This is a genomic window from Streptomyces sp. NPDC104814, assembly GCF_055583185.1.
In genome coordinates, this window is sequence record NZ_JBVJOL010000007.1 from 52792 (window position 1) to 68302 (window position 15511).

General features: G+C 72.4%; 17 protein-coding genes. 8 read left to right on the forward strand and 9 right to left on the reverse strand.

Annotated elements, in window-relative coordinates; all coding sequences use genetic code 11:
* The first annotated feature begins 40 nt into the window (after positions 1 to 40).
* From ACZ64A_RS23050 to hypA, 8 genes are all read left to right on the forward strand, one after another.
* The gene (locus ACZ64A_RS23050; RefSeq protein ID WP_469812664.1) at positions 41 to 1543 is read left to right on the forward strand and encodes a hypothetical protein; all 1503 of its coding nucleotides are present in this window, start codon (positions 41 to 43) and stop codon (positions 1541 to 1543) included.
* 122 nt (positions 1544 to 1665) lie between these two features.
* Positions 1666 to 2754 (forward strand): NADH-quinone oxidoreductase subunit B family protein, encoded by a 1089-nt coding sequence (locus ACZ64A_RS23055; RefSeq protein ID WP_469812666.1) that lies wholly within the window; start codon positions 1666 to 1668, stop codon positions 2752 to 2754.
* A 76-nt stretch (positions 2755 to 2830) separates the two neighbouring features.
* Entirely contained in the window at positions 2831 to 4624 is a 1794-nt protein-coding gene (locus ACZ64A_RS23060; protein WP_469812667.1) for a nickel-dependent hydrogenase large subunit, read from the forward strand.
* Positions 4617 to 5171, forward strand: coding sequence for a NifU family protein (locus ACZ64A_RS23065; RefSeq protein WP_469812668.1), 555 nt, complete (start codon positions 4617 to 4619; stop codon positions 5169 to 5171). The genes ACZ64A_RS23060 and ACZ64A_RS23065 overlap by 8 nt, the downstream gene beginning before the upstream one ends.
* Positions 5168 to 5755: a DUF5947 family protein gene (locus ACZ64A_RS23070; RefSeq protein ID WP_469812670.1), complete on the forward strand. Its 588-nt coding sequence runs from the start codon at positions 5168 to 5170 to the stop codon at positions 5753 to 5755. Before ACZ64A_RS23065 ends, ACZ64A_RS23070 begins: the two co-directional genes overlap by 4 nt.
* A 20-nt stretch (positions 5756 to 5775) precedes the next feature.
* A complete protein-coding gene (locus ACZ64A_RS23075) occupies positions 5776 to 5982 on the forward strand; it encodes a hypothetical protein (RefSeq protein ID WP_469812671.1) in 207 nt (68 codons plus the stop codon).
* A gap of 18 nt (positions 5983 to 6000) precedes the next feature.
* Positions 6001 to 6210, forward strand: coding sequence for a hypothetical protein (locus tag ACZ64A_RS23080; RefSeq protein ID WP_469812673.1), 210 nt, complete (start codon positions 6001 to 6003; stop codon positions 6208 to 6210).
* A 7-nt stretch (positions 6211 to 6217) separates the two neighbouring features.
* Entirely contained in the window at positions 6218 to 6559 is a 342-nt protein-coding gene (hypA, locus tag ACZ64A_RS23085) for a hydrogenase maturation nickel metallochaperone HypA (RefSeq protein WP_469812675.1), read from the forward strand.
* A 60-nt stretch (positions 6560 to 6619) separates the two neighbouring features.
* On the opposite strand, the gene hypE is transcribed toward hypA, so the two are convergent.
* The 9 genes from hypE to ACZ64A_RS23130 form a co-directional block, all read right to left on the reverse strand.
* Positions 6620 to 7711 (reverse strand): hydrogenase expression/formation protein HypE, encoded by a 1092-nt coding sequence (gene hypE / locus ACZ64A_RS23090; protein ID WP_469812676.1) that lies wholly within the window; start codon positions 7709 to 7711, stop codon positions 6620 to 6622.
* Positions 7704 to 8849, reverse strand: a complete 1146-nt coding sequence (hypD, locus tag ACZ64A_RS23095; RefSeq protein WP_469812677.1) for a hydrogenase formation protein HypD — start codon at positions 8847 to 8849, stop codon at positions 7704 to 7706. The genes hypE and hypD overlap by 8 nt, the downstream gene beginning before the upstream one ends.
* Entirely contained in the window at positions 8846 to 9136 is a 291-nt protein-coding gene (locus ACZ64A_RS23100) for a HypC/HybG/HupF family hydrogenase formation chaperone (protein ID WP_161291923.1), read from the reverse strand. The genes hypD and ACZ64A_RS23100 overlap by 4 nt, the downstream gene beginning before the upstream one ends.
* Before the next feature lie 3 nt (positions 9137 to 9139).
* Positions 9140 to 11494 carry a carbamoyltransferase HypF gene (hypF, locus tag ACZ64A_RS23105; protein WP_469812680.1) on the reverse strand — a complete coding sequence of 785 codons (2355 nt, stop codon included), beginning with the start codon at positions 11492 to 11494 and terminating at the stop codon, positions 9140 to 9142.
* Positions 11491 to 12216 (reverse strand): hydrogenase nickel incorporation protein HypB, encoded by a 726-nt coding sequence (hypB, locus tag ACZ64A_RS23110; RefSeq protein ID WP_469812681.1) that lies wholly within the window; start codon positions 12214 to 12216, stop codon positions 11491 to 11493. The genes hypF and hypB overlap by 4 nt, the downstream gene beginning before the upstream one ends.
* A 59-nt stretch (positions 12217 to 12275) precedes the next feature.
* Complete coding sequence (locus ACZ64A_RS23115; RefSeq protein WP_469812683.1) at positions 12276 to 12854, reverse strand: hydrogenase maturation protease; 579 nt, start codon at positions 12852 to 12854, stop codon at positions 12276 to 12278.
* Positions 12851 to 14560 carry a hydrogenase maturation protein gene (locus tag ACZ64A_RS23120; protein WP_469812685.1) on the reverse strand — a complete coding sequence of 570 codons (1710 nt, stop codon included), beginning with the start codon at positions 14558 to 14560 and terminating at the stop codon, positions 12851 to 12853. The genes ACZ64A_RS23115 and ACZ64A_RS23120 overlap by 4 nt, the downstream gene beginning before the upstream one ends.
* Positions 14561 to 14626: 66 nt before the next feature.
* Positions 14627 to 14995 (reverse strand): hypothetical protein, encoded by a 369-nt coding sequence (locus ACZ64A_RS23125; RefSeq protein WP_469812686.1) that lies wholly within the window; start codon positions 14993 to 14995, stop codon positions 14627 to 14629.
* A 329-nt stretch (positions 14996 to 15324) separates the two neighbouring features.
* Positions 15325 to 15511 (reverse strand): hypothetical protein (locus tag ACZ64A_RS23130; protein ID WP_469812688.1); only part of this gene is annotated, 187 nt, incomplete at its 5' end.

A 15511-nucleotide genomic window follows, 5' to 3' on the forward strand; every position in this document is an offset into this window, starting at 1 on the left:
TGGGGAGACAAGCGCGGACCAGGAGTGGCGAGGAGCGAGCGTGGTGGACGGAGTCGGCGAGGGCTGTGCGCCGCTGAGTGCCGTGGCGGACGCCGTGCTGTACGAGGGATACCTGCTCTACCCGTACCGCCGGTCCTCGGCGAAGAACCGGGTCCGCTGGCAATTCGGCGTACTGCTGCCTCGGAACTGGGTGGAGCGGGACGGTCCGGTCGTGCCTGGACTCTCCGGCTCCGCCGACTCCTGGTACCAGCAGACCGAGTGCCTGGTCCGGGCGCGGCGCGAGGACGCCACCGTACGGGTGCTGGTCCGCTACCTGCAGCTCCAGCACAAGCAGGTGGAGGCGGCCGACGAGGACGGGGGGCACCGGCCGGTCGAGTCGTTGCGGACGGCGGACGGCGTCACCCATCTGTCCTTCGAGGAAGCGGTGCCCCGCGAGACCGAGCTGGTGCTCACCCTGGCGGAGCTTCTGCACGGCGGCCGGACCGTCGCCGTGGGGGCACCGGCCGGTGCCGAGTACGAGCCGTTGCCCGCCGGAGCGGGGCGGACGGCGCGGCGGCGCCAGGAGGTACGGGCCGGGGCGACGGTCGTGGCCGAGCCCCTGGCCCCGGAGCTGTACCGGTTGCGGGTGCGTACCGAGAACACCGGCCGGGCGCCGGATCCGGCGGCCCCGCGCGGTGCGGTGCTGGGTCAGGCACTCCTCGCCACGCACACCCTTCTCGTCGGCGACGGCGTGGAGTTCGTGTCGCTGATCGATCCGCCTGCCGGCCTCGCGGAAGCGGTGCGCGGCTGCCGTAACGCCTTCACGTTCCCGGTGCTCGGCGGGGCGCCGCAGCAGTCCGGCGGCGAGGACGGGGCCACCGCCGCGTCCCTGCTGTCCGCGCCGATCATCCTGCCGGACCATCCGCAGGTGGCGCCGGAGAGTCCCGGCGATCTGCACGACGCGGCGGAGATCGACGAGATCCTCACCCTGCGCACGATGCTGCTGACCGACGAGGAGAAGGCCGAGGCGCGGGCCACCGATCCGCGTGCCGCCCGGATCGTCGACCGTGTGGAGACCATGCCGCAGGAGGTCTTCGCGCGGCTGCACGGCACCATCCGCTCGCTGGCCCCGGCGCAGGCTCCGGCACCGGCTGCGGCCCGGCCGGCCTGGTGGCAGGAGGGCGGTGACGACGGTCTCTTCCCCACGACGGACACCGTGCTGGTGGACGGGGTGCCGGTGGGCGGCGGCAGCCGGGTGCGGCTGCGCCCGCGCGTCCGGGGCGCCGACGCCCAGGACATGTTCCTGGAAGGGCGGTCGGCGCGAGTCTCGGCGCTCTTCCACGACGTGGACGGCAGCGTCCACCTGGCCGTCACCGTGGACGACGACCCCGCCGCCGAACTGCACGGCTGGTACGGCCGGTTCCACTACTTCCGGCCCAACGAGGTCGAACCGCTCGCCGTCGCGGACGCACCGGACCGGAGCGGCCCGGCCGGGTCGCAAGCCCCGCGTCCCGCGCGCCCGGCCGACCACCCCGAAAGGGGACGGTCCGATGCCCACGCCTGAAGGGCCCGCAAGCCACCACCGGCCGGCCGGCACCCCCGGCGGACCCCCCGCACCGACCCTCGCGGCCCCGTCGGCCGCGGCCTGAACGGTTCTCGAGACCGGCTGCACAACGGAGGCCAGAGATGACCACACAGAGCGGTACCACCGAAGTCGGCGGCGAGCCCGCCAGGGCCGAGGCCCGGGAGGGGTTCGACGAGATCACCATCCTGTGGATCTCGGAGGGCATGAGCTGCGACGGCGACACGGTGTCGCTGACCGCCGCGGGCCAGCCGTCCATCGAAGACGTGGTGCTCGGGCTCATCCCGGGGCTGCCGAAGGTGAACCTCGTCAACAAGGTGCTCTCACCCAGCCTGGGCGGTGAGGACTTCCTCGCCCCCTACCGGGCGGCGGCGCGCGGTGAGCTGGAGCCGTTCATCCTCGTCATCGAGGGCTCCATCCCGAACCAGAACATCATCGAGGGCGACGGCTACTGGACGTCGTTCGGCAACGACCCGGAGACGGGCGAGCCGCAGACACTCAACGAGTGGATCGACCAGCTGGCGCCCAGGGCCTGGGCGGTGGTCGCGGCCGGTACGTGTGCGACGTTCGGCGGTATCCACGCGATGGCGGGCAACCCGACGGGGTGCATGGGCCTCGCGGACTACCTGGGGTGGGAGTTCAAGGCCCGCTCCGGACTGCCGGTGGTCAATGTGCCGGGTTGTCCGATCCAGCCGGAGAACTTCATGGAGACCCTGATCTGGGTGCTCCAGCACGCGGCCGGTGCCGCTCCCCCGCCGCCGCTGGACCACATGCTGCGTCCGCAGTGGCTGTTCGGCAAGACCGTGCACGAGGGCTGCGACCGGGCCGCCTACTACGAGCAGGGTGACTTCGCGAGGGACTACAACTCCCCCAAGTGCCAGGTGAAGATCGGCTGCTGGGGTCCGGTCGTCAACTGCAACGTGCCCAAGCGCGGCTGGATGGCCGGCATCGGCGGCTGCCCGAACGTCGGCGGCATCTGCATCGGCTGCACGATGCCGGGCTTCCCCGACGCCTTCATGCCGTTCATGGACGAGCCCCCGGGCGGCACGCTGTCGACGATGGTGATCAGACCGTACGGGGCGGTCATCCGCCGGCTGCGCGGACTGACGAACGACATGGTGAACCGCGAGCCCAAGTGGCGCCACAACAAGCGCGAGCTGACCAGCGGTTACGACCCGCACTGGCGCGCGTGACACCCCCGGCGCCCGCGCCCGTCCCGCATCCCGCCATCCACCAGCCGAACCCGAACAGCGAGGGGCAGTACCGCAGATGACCACCACCGACTCCCGGTCCACGGGACGCAAACCCGCCCAGCTCGTGGACATGTCCTGGGATCCGATCACCCGGATCATCGGCAACCTGGGGATCTACACGAAGATCGACTTCGCCAACCGGGAAGTCGTGGAGTGCCACAGCACCTCGTCGCTCTTCCGCGGCTACTCGGTGTTCATGAAGGGCAAGGACCCGCGGGACGCCGGCTTCATCACCTCGCGGATCTGCGGCATCTGCGGCGACAACCACACCACCTGCTCCAACTACGCCCAGCAGATGGCCTACGGCGTCAAGCCGCCGAAGCTGGCCGAGCACATCACCAACCTCGGCGAGGCGGCGGAGTACATCTTCGACCACACCATCTTCCAGGACAACCTGGTCTTCGTGGACTTCTGCGAGGCGATGGTCAAGGCAACCAACCCCGGTGTCCTGGCCCGCGCCGAGCGCACCGACGCCCCCCGCGGGGACATCCACGGCTACCGGACCATCGCCGAGATCATGAAGGCCTTCAACCCCTTCGAGGGCGAGGTCTACAAGGAGGCGCTGAAGGTCAGCCGGATCACCCGGGAGATGTTCTGCCTGATGGAGGGGCGGCACGTGCACCCCTCCACGCTGTACCCCGGCGGGGTCGGCACGATGCCGCAGCCGAACACCTTCACCGACTACCTCAGCCGCCTGATGCGCGTCATCGACTTCATCAAGAAGGCGGTGGCGATGAACGACGACGTCTTCGACTTCTTCTACGAGGCGCTGCCCGGCTACGAGGAGGTCGGCAAGCGCCGCATCCTGCTGGGCTGCTGGGGCGCCTTCCAGAACCCGGACGTCGTCGACTACCGGTACGCGACGATGAACGAGTGGGGCAAGGCGATGTACGTCACCCCGGGCATCATCGTGGACGGCAAGCTGGTCACCAACAACCTCATCGACATCAACCTCGGCCTGCGCATCATGCTGGGCAGCTCGTTCTACGAGGACTGGGTCAACGAGGACCCCTTCGTCACCCACGACCCGCTCGGCAACCCGGTCGACATGCGCCATCCGTGGAACCAGACCACCGTGCCGGTGCCGCAGAAGCGGGACTTCGAGGGCAACTACAGCTGGGTGATGAGCCCCCGCTGGTACCACCAGGAGACCGGCGACCACCTCGCCCTGGACACCGGCGGCGGCCCCCTCGCCCGGCTCTGGTCGACCGCCCTGAGCGGCCTGGTGGACACGCCGTACGTCAAGGCGACGGGCGGCGGTATCCGCATCACCCTGCCCAAGGGGGAGAAGCTGCCGGAGACCACCTTGGAGTGGCGCATCCCGAAGTGGAGCAACACCCTGGAGCGGGACCGCGCCCGGCCGTACTTCATCGCCTACGCCGCCGCCATGGCCCTTCAGTTCCTGGAGGAGGCCATGGGCATGCTCAGGAGCGGCGACACGAAGGTGTACGAGAACTTCGAGGTGCCGGACGAGTCGATCGGCTGCGGCTTCCACGAGGCCGTACGCGGCGTCCTCTCGCACCACCTGGTGATCCGGGACAAGAAGATCGCCAACTACCACCCGTACCCGCCCACCCCGTGGAACGCCAGCCCCCGTGACATCTACGGCACCCCGGGCCCGTACGAGGACGCCGTGCAGGGCCAGCCGATCTTCGAGGAGAACGGGCCCGACGACTTCAAGGGCGTCGACATCATGCGCACGGTCCGCAGCTTCGACCCCTGTCTGCCGTGCGGCGTCCACATGTACATGGGCAAGGGCAAGACCCTGACCACCGTGCACTCGCCGACGTACGGAGCCGACCATGGCTGACACCACCGTACGGCTGGCGGACCCGGCGGTGGAGGCGCGGCTCGCCCGCCTTGACGAGGCACTCGCCGCACTGGAATCCGCTCCCGGACCGGCCATGGAGGCGGTGCGGCTGCTGACCGAGGTCTACGGCGAGGCCCTCGCCCGGGTGCTGGACCACGCGGCGCAGCCCCTGCGGGAGGTCCTGGTGGAGGACGAGCTCCTCGGTCACCTTCTGGTGCTGCACGACATCCACCCCGAGCCGCCGGACCGCCGGGCCGAACGCGCGGTCGACAAACTGCGGCCGGCGGTGCGTGAGCGCGGCGGCGATCTGGTGTGGGCCGGCGTCGAGGGGCAGGTGGCCCGGGTCCGGCTGGACAGCGGCGGCGGCTGCGGTTCTGGATGCGGCGGCGGATCGGCCGGCGTCCTCGACGCCGTGCGAGCCGCCGTCCTCGCCGCGGCCCCGGAACTGGAATCGGTCGAGACGGTCACCGAAGAGCGCAGGGCGGCTCCGGCCTTCGTGCCACTGAGCACGATCAGGCGCCGGGCCCTGCCCGAGGAGGCACGGTGAGCGTGGACGGGGCGCTCGCCCGGGTGATCCGCTCCACCGCCGAGCGGGCCGCGACCGAGCGCTGCGAGCTGTGCGCCGCCCACGTGAGCGAGGAGCACCCGCACCTGTACGACACCGGTGCCGCCGAGATGCGGTGCGTGTGCCGGCCCTGCTCGGTGCTCTTCGCCGACGACGGGGCGGGCGAGGGCCGCTACCGGCTCGTTCCCCGGCGCCGGCTGCGCCTGCCCCCCGTCGACACCGCGGTCCTGGGTGTGCCGGTGGGGCTGGTGTTCTTCGTGCCGCGCACCGACGGCACCGTCACCGCGCAGGGGCCGAGTCCGGCCGGGGCCATGCGCTGGGAGGTGGACGCGGCGGCCTGGAAGCGGCTGGCCGCCGCGGTACCGCAGCTGGCCGCCATGGCACCGGATGTGGAGGCGCTGCTGGTGAACACCGTGCGTGGACTCGACGAACACTGGATCGTGCCGGTCGACGACTGCTTCCGGATGACCGCCCTGGTCCGCCGCGAATGGCAGGGCCTCTCCGGTGGCGGCCGGGTCTGGCCGGCCGTAGAACAGTTCTTCAGGGAGCTGACCGAGCGGTCGTGAGGACCGGAAGGAGATCGGACATGGGAAGCATCCGGGTGGGCCGGCCCCAGGCCAGGCCCGACACCCCCTCCCACGTGCGCGGCCTGCACCAGGGCAACATGGGTCCGTACGCACGCCAGACCGGACATCACCAGGACGGCACCTCCGACGCGCGCCGCTCCACCGGTATCCACTGGAAACGGCATGACGCCCTGGTGAAGGACATGCCGAACATCTCACCGGGATGAGAGAGCGGAAGTGACGCCATGAAGGCCATGAAGGCGATGAACACAGCCGGGCGAAGAAGAAGGACCGCGCGGCAGGGTCTGTCGGGACGGCAGCTGCTCGCCGCGCAGGGCGCGCTGGCGGGCAGCGTGATCGCGGCCCTGATCGTCAAGGAACTCCCGGGAATCGTCAGGGAGTTGCGGATCTACCGGATGACCGGGGGGCTGCGCGCCCGCCACCGGTATCCCTGAGGTCGGCATGCACGAGCTGTCGATCGCGACCGCGATCGTGGAGCAGGCCGGGGAGCTCGCGCGAGCGGACGGCGCCGACGGTGTCGTGTCGGTGACCGTCCGCGTCGGAGAGCTCGCGGGTGTGGTGCCGGACGCGCTGCACTTCGCCTTCGAGGTGGCCCGCGACGGTACGGCCCTCGCGGCGGCCCGGCTGGTGGTGGAACAGGTGCCCGCGCACGCCTGGTGCGGGGAGTGTGCCGAGGAGTTCGCGGTCGGCATGCCCCCGTTCTTCTGGTGCCCGCGCTGCGACCGGCCGTCCCGGGAGCTGCGCAGGGGACGCGAGCTGGAGATCACCGGCGTCGAGACCTGAGCCGCACGACACGATCGGCCCCGCCCTTCAGGGCGGGGCCGATGTCCGTCCGGGCGAGGGTCAGCAGATGCGCGGCAGTTGCTCACCCAGCGGGAGGTCGAGCACCCGGGTGCCGCCGAGTCCGGTGGCGACGACCACCATGCCCGGATGGTCGGCCACGCACTCGCCGATCAGGGCGGCTCCGGCGCCCTGCGGGTGGGCGTGCATCGCCGCCAGCACGGCGTCGGCGTGCTCCGGGGGTACGAAGGCGACGAGCCGGCCCTCGTTGGCGACGTACAGCGGGTCCAGACCGAGGAAGCCGCAGGCGTTCGCGACCTCGTCGGGGACGGGGAGGGCCCGCTCGCGCAGCCGGACACCGGTACCGGAGGCGCGGGCGATCTCGTTGAGGGACGCGCCGAGGCCGCCGCGGGTGGGGTCGCGCAGGACGTGGATGTCCTTGGTGACGGCCAGCATGGTCGCCACGAGGTCCGCCAGGGGTGCGGTGTCGGAGGTGATCTCCACGCCGAACTCCAGGCCCTCGCGCACGCTCATGACCGCCACTCCGTGCAGGCCGATGGGCCCGCTGACGATGACGGCGTCACCCGGCCGGGCCCGCTGCGGGCGGATGTCGACCCCGTCGGGCACGAGACCGACGCCCGCGGTGGTGATGTAGACGCCGTCGCCGTGCCCGGACTCCACGACCTTGGTGTCGCCGGTGGCGACGGTGACGCCCGCCGCCTCGGCCGCCGCGCCGACGGCCCACGCGACGCGTTCCACGACGGCCAGTTCCACGCCCTCTTCGAGGATGAAGGCGGTGGAGAGGTACGCGGGCCGGGCACCGCTCATCGCCAGGTCGTTGACGGTGCCGTTGACGGCCAGGTCGCCGACGCTGCCACCGGGGAAGAACAGCGGCCGCACGACGTAGGAGTCGGTGGAGAAGGCCAGCCGGGTGCCGCCCAGGCCGAGGACGGCGGAGTCGGTGAGGGCGGCGAGGGTGGGGTTGCCGTAGGCGGGCGCGAAGACCTGCTCGATCAGTTCGGCGGACAGGGCGCCACCGCCGCCATGGCCCATGACGACGACCGGCTGGTCGCGCAGGGGGGCGGGGCAGGTCCAGTTCGCGGGGTCGACGACCGGTCCGGTCGCCTCCACCGCTTCGGTGGCGAGTTCAGCCAACGGGGTTCATCTCCTCGCGGGGGACACGGGATCCCTGCCGGGCCGGGCCGTCGGTCATGCGGCGGTAGAGGTAGTAGGCGGCGCAGGCGCCCTCGTTGGAGACCATGGTGGCGCCGAGCGGGGTGCGCGGGGTGCAGGACGTGCCGAACGCCTCGCACTCGGTCGGTTTGATCAGCCCCTGGAGGACCTCGCCGGCCCGGCACACGGCGGGCTCCTCGGTGCGAATGCCGGAGACGTCGAAGCGGTGTTCGGCGTCGTAGGCGCGGAAGGCGTCGGTCAGCCGCCAGCCACTGGCCGGGATGGGTCCGATGCCGCGCCAGTTGCGGTCGGCGACCTCGAACACCTCCTCCAGCATGCGCAGGGCCGCAGGGTTGCCCCGCTCGCGCACGGCCCTGGGGTAGGCGTTCTCCACCCGGTGCTCGCCGCGCTCCAGCTGGTGGACGGCGCGGCGGATGCCCTCCAGGATGTCGAGCGGTTCGAAACCCGTCACCACGATCGGCACGCGGTGCTTCGCGGCCAGGTCCGGGTACTCGGCGGTGCCCATCACGCTGCACACGTGACCGGCGGCGAGGAAGCCCTGCACCCGGCAGCGGGGGGCCGTCATGATGGCCTCGATCGCCGGGGGGACACGGACGTGGGACACCAGCAGGCTGAAGTTGTCCAGGCCGAGGCGGCGGGCCTGGTGCACGGCCATGGCGTTGGCGGGCGCGGTCGTCTCGAAGCCGATCGCGAAGAACACGACCTGGCGGCCGGGGTTCTTGCGGGCGAGGTCGAGCGCGTCGAGCGGTGAGTACACCACGCGGACGTCGCCGCCCTCGCCCTTGACCCGGTACAGGTCGCGGTCGGTGCCCGGCACACGCAGCATGTCACCGAACGAGCAGAAGATCACGTCGGGGCGGGCGGCGATCTCCAGGGCCTTGTCGATGACCTCCAGCGGCGTCACGCACACCGGGCAGCCGGGGCCGTGGATCAACTCCACCTGTTCCGGCAGGAGCTGGTCGATGCCGTGGCGGATGATGGAGTGCGTCTGGCCGCCGCAGACCTCCATCAGCGCCCACGGCCGGGTGGCGGTGGCCCGGATCTCGTCCAGCAGCCGACGGGCCAGCGCTGGGTCGTTGAACTCGTCGATGTACTTCATCGAACGTCACTTCCGTTCTCCTGCCGGGCGGCCTGTTCCCAGGCGTCGCCGAACTCCTCCTCGAGCAGCCCCAGTTGCTCGAACAGCTCCAGGGACGCCCGGGCCGACTCCTCGTCGAGGCGCTGCAGCGCGAACCCGACGTGGACGATGACGTACTCCCCCACCTGGACGTCGGGCAGGTACTCCAGGCACGCCTGTTTCTGCACTCCGCCGAAGTCGATCAGTCCGGTGAGGGGGTCGGCGCGCTGGTCGATGGACACGACCTTGCCGGGCACTGCCAGACACATGGGTCACTCCGTCTCGTGGTGGTGGGCTGTTCCGGCGACCATCAGCTGGCCCAGTGCCAGTCCCCCGTCGTTCGGGGGGACCTCGCCGTGCCGCAGGACCGTGAAGCCGCCCCGGGCGAGCCGGTCGGCGCACTCCTGCTCCAGCAGGGCGTTGGCGAAGACACCCCCGGTGAGGGCGACGATGGCCAGGCCGGTCGCCGTGCGGGCACGGTGGCAGATCTCCGTGACGGCCTGTGCGACTCCGCGGTGGAAGCGGGCCGCGATGACCGGGACGGGGGTGCCGCGGGCCAGGTCGTGCAGGAGGGCCGTCAGCATCGGCGCGGGGTCGCAGCCGAGGCTGTCCCCGCCGCCGAGGCCGAAGGGGTACGCCACGGTGTCCGAATCGCCGGCCTCCAGCGCGGCCGCCTCCAGTTCCGCCGCGGCCTGCGCCTCGTAGCCCGCCCGGTGGCACACGCCCACGAGTGAGGACACCGCGTCGAAGAGCCGGCCCATACTGGAGGTGGGCACACACGCCACCTGGCGTTCCAGCTGCCGGCGCAGGACCGCGCGTTCGGTGTCCGAGCAGGCGGTGACGCTCGGCAGGCCCGGTGTCCAGGGCAGCCCCGCCGCCCACAGCCGGGCCAGGGCCAGCCGGCACGGGTTGGCCACGCCGGCATCGCCGCCCGGCAGCGGGGCGGGGACCAGGTGGGCGAAGCGCCGGTACCGGCCGTAGTCGGCGAGCAGGACCTCCCCGCCCCACACCGTGCCGTCGTCACCGTGACCGGTGCCGTCGAAGGCGACGCCGATCACGGGTGTGGTGCCGTCGAGGCCGTGCTCGGCCATCGCCGAGGCGATGTGGGCGTGGTGGTGCTGGACGAGCACCGGCGCGCGCAGCCCCAGTGCGGCGGCCCGGGCGCGGGCGCGCCGCACCGAGTGGTAGCCGGGGTGCCGGTCGGCCGCCACCCGGCGCGGGGTGACGCCGGTGAGGCGGGCCAGGTGCCGTTCGGCCCGCTCGGCGGCCTCCAGGGTGGCCAGTTCGCCCATGTCGCCGATGTGCGGGCCGAGCCAGGCGTGCTCGCCCTCGCCCAGGCAGGGCACGTTCTTGAGGTCTCCGCCGACGGCCAGCGTGGGGCGCACCGGGCGCGGCAGGCGCAGGGGGCGGGGGACGTATCCGCGGGAGCGGCGCAGCACCTGCTCGGTGCCGTCGGGACGGACCCGGAGCAGGGAGTCGTCGCAGAAGGCGGCGATGGGCCGGTCGTGTCCGAGCCAGGCGTCGGCGAGTCCGGCCAGCCGGGTCAGTGCCTCGGCGTCGCCGGTGACGATGGGCTCACCGGAGCGGTTGCCGCTGGTCATGACCAGCGTCCGGGGACCGGGGGGATCACCGGGCAGTCCGAACAGCAGGGTGTGGACCGGGGTGTAGGGCAGCAGCAGGCCGATGTAGGGGCTGCCCGGGCTGACCTGGTCGGCGAGGCGGAGGCCGTCCGGGGGTGTGCGGCGGCGCAGCAGGACGATGGGGCGACGGGCGGAGGTGAGGGCGGCGCGTTCCGCGTCGGAGAGGAGGGCGATCCGCTCTGCTGTGGCCAGGTCGGCGCACATCACCGCGAATGCCTTGCCGCCCCGCTCCTTGCGGTCGCGCAGAGCACTGACCGCCCGGGGGTCGGTGGCGTCGCAGGCCAGGTGGTAGCCGCCGACGCCCTTGACGGCGACGATCCGTCCGTCGGCGAGCAGCGCCCGTGCCGTCGCGAGCGCCTCCGCGTCCCGGGCCGGGCGGATTCCCAGGCCCTCGGCCGGGGTGAGGGCGAGGCACGGGCCGCAGTCGGGGCAGGCGACGGGCTGGGCGTGGAAGCGCCGGTCGGCCGGGGCGCCGTATTCGTCGGCGCAGGCGGGGCACATGGGGAAGCCGGCCATGGTGGTCGCTGCCCGGTCGTAGGGCATGCCGGTGGCGATGGTGAAGCGTGGGCCGCAGTGGGTGCAGGTGACGAAGGGGTGCCGGTGGCGGCGGTCGCCCGGGTCGGCCAGTTCGCGCAGGCAGTCGGCGCAGGTCGAGGTGTCGGGTGGGAGCTGGGTGCGCCCGGGGGCCCGCTCGGTGGACCGGATGGTGAACGGGCCGGCCTCGCCGGTGGCGGGCAGGTGGACGCCGTCGACCGCGGTGACGGTGGCCAGGGGCGGCGGCTGAGCGGCCAGCAGCGTGCAGAAGCGGTCCACCTCGTCCGCCGGGCCCTCGATCTCGATGAGTACGCCGTCGCCGGTGTTGCCGACGAATCCGCTCAGGCCGATCGCACACGCGAGGCGGTGCACGTGCGGCCGGAAGCCGACGCCCTGGACGGTGCCGCGCACGGTGAGCCGACGGCGGACCAGTCCGGTTGCGGGGGCGGTCATGCTACGGGTGCGGCCGGGGCGTGGTGGTGGCCGTGCGGGTGCGGGGCGAGGGGCGGCCGGTGCGCCGGGACTCCGTCGCGGGCGGCGAGGCAACGCTCCAGCAGGGTGCCGACGCCGGCGCCGGTGCGGGCGCAGGAACGTACGATCTCCACACCCGGGTTGACCCGGTGCACGTTCTCACGGAAGAGGCTCTCGTCGAAGCCGGCCGGTTCGGCGAGGTCGGTCTTGGTGATGACGACCAGATGGGCCGAGCCGAACGCGGTGGGGTACTTCAGCGGTTTGTCCTCGCCCTCGGTGACGGCCATCAGCACGACCCGCAGGGTCTCTCCCAGGTCGTAGGAGGCCGGACAGACCAGGTTTCCGACGTTCTCCACGAAGAGGACGGAGGTCTTGGGCGGCAGCCAGTTATCGAGCCTCGCCCGGACCTGACGGGCCTCCAGATGGCACAGGCCGTCGGTGAGCAGTTGCTGGACGGGGGCGCCGGAACGCGCCAGCCGGGTGGCGTCGTTCTCGGTGGCCAGGTCGGCGGTGAGGGCGGCCACCGGGACGCCCTGCTCCACCGCGCGGGTCAGCACCCGGCCGAGCAGTTCGGTCTTGCCGCTGCCGGGGCTGGACAGCAGGTTGACCACGGTCACGCCCTGCGCGGCGAGCTCGCCGCGCAAGGTCGCGGCCAGGTCGTCGTTCTTCGCCAGGACGGCCTGTCTGACGTCGGACCCGCACATGGGCACTGCTCCTCGGATCGGTGATGGAGCCCGGGCCGCCTGCCGTGCGGCCCGGGATCTCATCGATCTTCGGCGCTGCCGGGCGCGGTGCCGGGCAGCGCAGCCGTGCGCGGGGTCCCGGATTCCATCGGGCGGCCCAACGGGGGCAGCGGCGCGAAGGGGTCGTCGAGCAGAGCGGGCAGGAGCGTGTGCAGCGCGTCCACGGCCCGGCCGACGGCTTCGCGCACCGGCGCGCTGAGTCCCGGCAGAAGGTCGTCGTCGCTAGGCAACACGGCGGGTTCGCAGGCCAGGACGAGGACCCGGGGCAGAGGCTCGTCGCCCAGGTGGGTGGCCAGGGCGAGCACCTTCGCCGGGTCCATGCCGTGGGCCTCGGGCGGGACGGTGCCGTCGGGGGGGTCGGCCTCGATCAGGGAGAGGGTGCCGGGGCGGTGGCCGCGCGGGGCCGCGTCGACCAGGACGGCGGTCGCGTAACCGGACAGCAGGTCGTAGGCGAGGTCCATGCCGCGGATGCCGTAGTCGCGGACCCGTACCCCGGAGGGCAGGGGGCGCTCTTCGAGGGCGCGGATCACCTCCGGGCCGAAGGCGTCGTCGGCGAGGAAGATGTTCCCGACGCCGGCCACCAGCAGCCGCGGTGTCATCGGAGGTCTCCGCCGGCCGGGGCGAGAGGCCGGTGCGAGCCGCCCGGTGTCTTGCGGACGAAGGCGGAGCGCAGGGCGTGGTAGGGGGCCTGGGGGTCGAAGAAGAGGGCGTGCATGCGGGCCAGTTCGTCCTCCCGGTAGCGGGCGAGGGGCCGTTGCCGTTCGTCGGCCGCGCGGGCCGCAGCCTTCTCCGCGAGGAGGCGGTCCAGGTCCACGGAGGCGGCGAGGTCGGTGGCCAGCCGACCGACCTCGGCCTCGAAGTCCTGGGGTGTGGCGGGCACCAGCCGGTCCACGAGCCCGATCCGGCGGGCCGTCGCCGAGCTGACCGGCAGCGCCTCCGCCGTCAGCCGGCCGGCCCGCTCCGAGCCGACGCGGCGCGGCAGGGAGTAGGTCCAGAACTCCGAGCCGTACAGGCCCATCCGGCGGTAGTGCGGATTGAGGACGGCGCCGGTGCGGCACCACACCCGGTCGGCCGCGAGGGCGAGCATGGCGCCACCGGCCGCGGCGTTGCCCGCGAGCGCGGCCACCACCAGCCGGTCGGTGGTGCCCAGCACGGCCTCGACCAGGTCGTCCATCGCGTTGAGGTTGGTCCAGGACTCCTCGGCCGGGTCGGGGGCCGCCTCGATGACGTTGAGGTGGATGCCGTTGGAGAAGAAGTCCCGCGGCCCGCCGAGGACGAGGACGCGGGTGGGCCGGCCGAGCGCCTCCCGGTAGGCGGCGAGCAGCCGGCGGCACTGGCCGGTGCTCATCGCGCCGCCCGGGAAGGAGAAGGCGAGGAAGCCGACGTCGCCCTGCTGCCGGTAGCGGATGTCGGTCCAGGTGCGCCGGCCGGGCGGCAGTTCGAGCGGGGCGGGGTCCTCGGGGAGCCCGTGGCCGGGGTGCCAGGAGGCGAGTACACAGGCGGCCGGCCGGCGGAAGGGTGCGGGGTCGCCGGAGTTCTTGCGGGGGCGCAGTTCCGGGATCCAGACGGCGCCGTCGCGGGTGGCGCGGCAGACGGCGCCCGCGCGCTGGGCCAGCAGGGCGCCCGGGCGGCCGGTCAACCGGTCTTCGGGGTGTCCGCCGTGCAGGAACACCTCGTGGCCGAGGAGTTCGTCCAGGACGCCGGGCTGGGAGTCGGCGCCGCGCAGTTTGCGCAGGACCGTCTCGGTGTCGTCCCGTTCCCAGTCGATCCGCCGCCGTTCCTGCCTGATGACGTCGCGCCGGACGACGGTGACCGACTCGTCGGTCTGCGCCAGCGGCTTGTGGTCGCCTTCGGCGTAGCGCCGTACGGCAGTCAGGACGGCGGTGACGGCGGCGTCGGAGACCTCGTTGCGGTACAGGTCGCTCTTGCCGACGCGCGGGACGGGGAACGGCTCGGCCGCCCAGATCGGCCCCGCGTCCATGACCGCCTCGGCCTGGAGGACGGTCACGCCCCACCGCTCCGCCCCGCCGGAGACGGCCCAGTCCAACGAGGAGGGGCCGCGGTCACCCGGCGGGCCCGGGTGGACGATCAGGCAGGTGTGTTCCCGCCACACGTCCTCGGGCAGCGCGGTCTTGAGCATCGGCGCGACGATCAGGTCCGGGCGCAGCTCGCGCACGGCTGCCCGGACCGGGTCGGGGCCGTGCGCGGCCAGGACCACGTCCACCTGGTGTCCATGGTCCGACAGTTCGGCGTACAGGCGCTGGGAGAGACTGTTGAACGCGCTCGCGACGAGCAAGATGTCCATGACACGGCATGGTCGTCCCTCTTCGGGGCGCAGTGAAGAACCGCGTCGGCGTTTCGTCGGCCCCGGTCAGGTCTCTTCCTCCATCCGGATCGCACGGCGCAGGTCCTCGAACGCCTGGCCCCGCTCCTCCCGGTGCGCCTCCAGCAGGGCCGCGGCGATCGCGTCGAGCTTGCGCTGGACGGCGTGCTCGGCGCGCATCTCGGCGTTCTTGAGCAGAGCCAGCAGCAGGAGTGTGACCGCCGTCATGGACTCCCCCGCCAGCAGCAGCAGTTCGAGTGGCAGGTGGGCGGCGTGGGCGGCGACGAAGAAGCCGATGAGCAGCAGGCAGAAGAGGAAGAACGCCGGAGAGCTGGTGAAGTTCGAGGCGTACTCGGCGAACTGTTCGAACCGGCCACGGCGGGAGCCACCGCGGTGCACGGGATTCTTGAAGGTCATGACCGAGCCTTTCCCCACCGCGGGGGCGTGGCCGCACGGGCTGATGGGTGGGGGCGGCGCGCATACGTTCCAGGACGCGCTGGGCCACCGAGGACGGCCGGCCCAGCCAGGTCGGCCGTCAACCTGCGGTGAACGCTGCGCTTGCCTCGGTCAGTCGTCAGGCGCTCGGCGTCGAGTCCTGCAGCCCTTTCGCCGGCGGCTCCCGAACACGTCGGGAGCCGCCGGCCTTGCATGAGCGAGGCACTCGACCCTTGCCTCCTTCTGCTCCCCGGCCGCGCCAAGCACTGGCCCGGTGGGGCGCCGTCAGAACCGTCTCGGCGGGCGCGCCCTCAATTCCAGCCGACCCGGTCGTTCCAGAACTCGCTCCATACGTGGTTGTCGAACCCGATCACGAACAGATCGAGGTTTCCAGAGGCACGGGACACCGCCGCCATCTGCTGCGTCGTATGGTCGAACACCGCCCCACCCGGCAACGGGAAGAAGTGACCAGCCTGCGGATCACCCCACCCATCATGG

What these genes read in the sequence shown, in the direction of transcription:
- ACZ64A_RS23055 (WP_469812666.1), top strand. Translation starts at nt 1,666, where the DNA reads ATGACCACACAGAGCGGTACCACCGAAGTCGGCGGCGAGCCCGCCAGG.
- ACZ64A_RS23060 (WP_469812667.1), top strand. Translation starts at nt 2,831, where the DNA reads ATGACCACCACCGACTCCCGGTCCACGGGACGCAAACCCGCCCAGCTC.
- ACZ64A_RS23065 (WP_469812668.1), top strand. Translation starts at nt 4,617, where the DNA reads ATGGCTGACACCACCGTACGGCTGGCGGACCCGGCGGTGGAGGCGCGG.
- ACZ64A_RS23075 (WP_469812671.1), top strand. Translation starts at nt 5,776, where the DNA reads ATGGGAAGCATCCGGGTGGGCCGGCCCCAGGCCAGGCCCGACACCCCC.
- ACZ64A_RS23080 (WP_469812673.1), top strand. Translation starts at nt 6,001, where the DNA reads ATGAAGGCCATGAAGGCGATGAACACAGCCGGGCGAAGAAGAAGGACC.
- hypA (WP_469812675.1), top strand. Translation starts at nt 6,218, where the DNA reads ATGCACGAGCTGTCGATCGCGACCGCGATCGTGGAGCAGGCCGGGGAG.
- hypD (WP_469812677.1), bottom strand. Translation starts at nt 8,849, where the DNA reads ATGAAGTACATCGACGAGTTCAACGACCCAGCGCTGGCCCGTCGGCTG.
- ACZ64A_RS23100 (WP_161291923.1), bottom strand. Translation starts at nt 9,136, where the DNA reads ATGTGTCTGGCAGTGCCCGGCAAGGTCGTGTCCATCGACCAGCGCGCC.
- hypF (WP_469812680.1), bottom strand. Translation starts at nt 11,494, where the DNA reads ATGACCGCCCCCGCAACCGGACTGGTCCGCCGTCGGCTCACCGTGCGC.
- hypB (WP_469812681.1), bottom strand. Translation starts at nt 12,216, where the DNA reads ATGTGCGGGTCCGACGTCAGACAGGCCGTCCTGGCGAAGAACGACGAC.
- ACZ64A_RS23115 (WP_469812683.1), bottom strand. Translation starts at nt 12,854, where the DNA reads ATGACACCGCGGCTGCTGGTGGCCGGCGTCGGGAACATCTTCCTCGCC.
- ACZ64A_RS23120 (WP_469812685.1), bottom strand. Translation starts at nt 14,560, where the DNA reads ATGGACATCTTGCTCGTCGCGAGCGCGTTCAACAGTCTCTCCCAGCGC.
- ACZ64A_RS23125 (WP_469812686.1), bottom strand. Translation starts at nt 14,995, where the DNA reads ATGACCTTCAAGAATCCCGTGCACCGCGGTGGCTCCCGCCGTGGCCGG.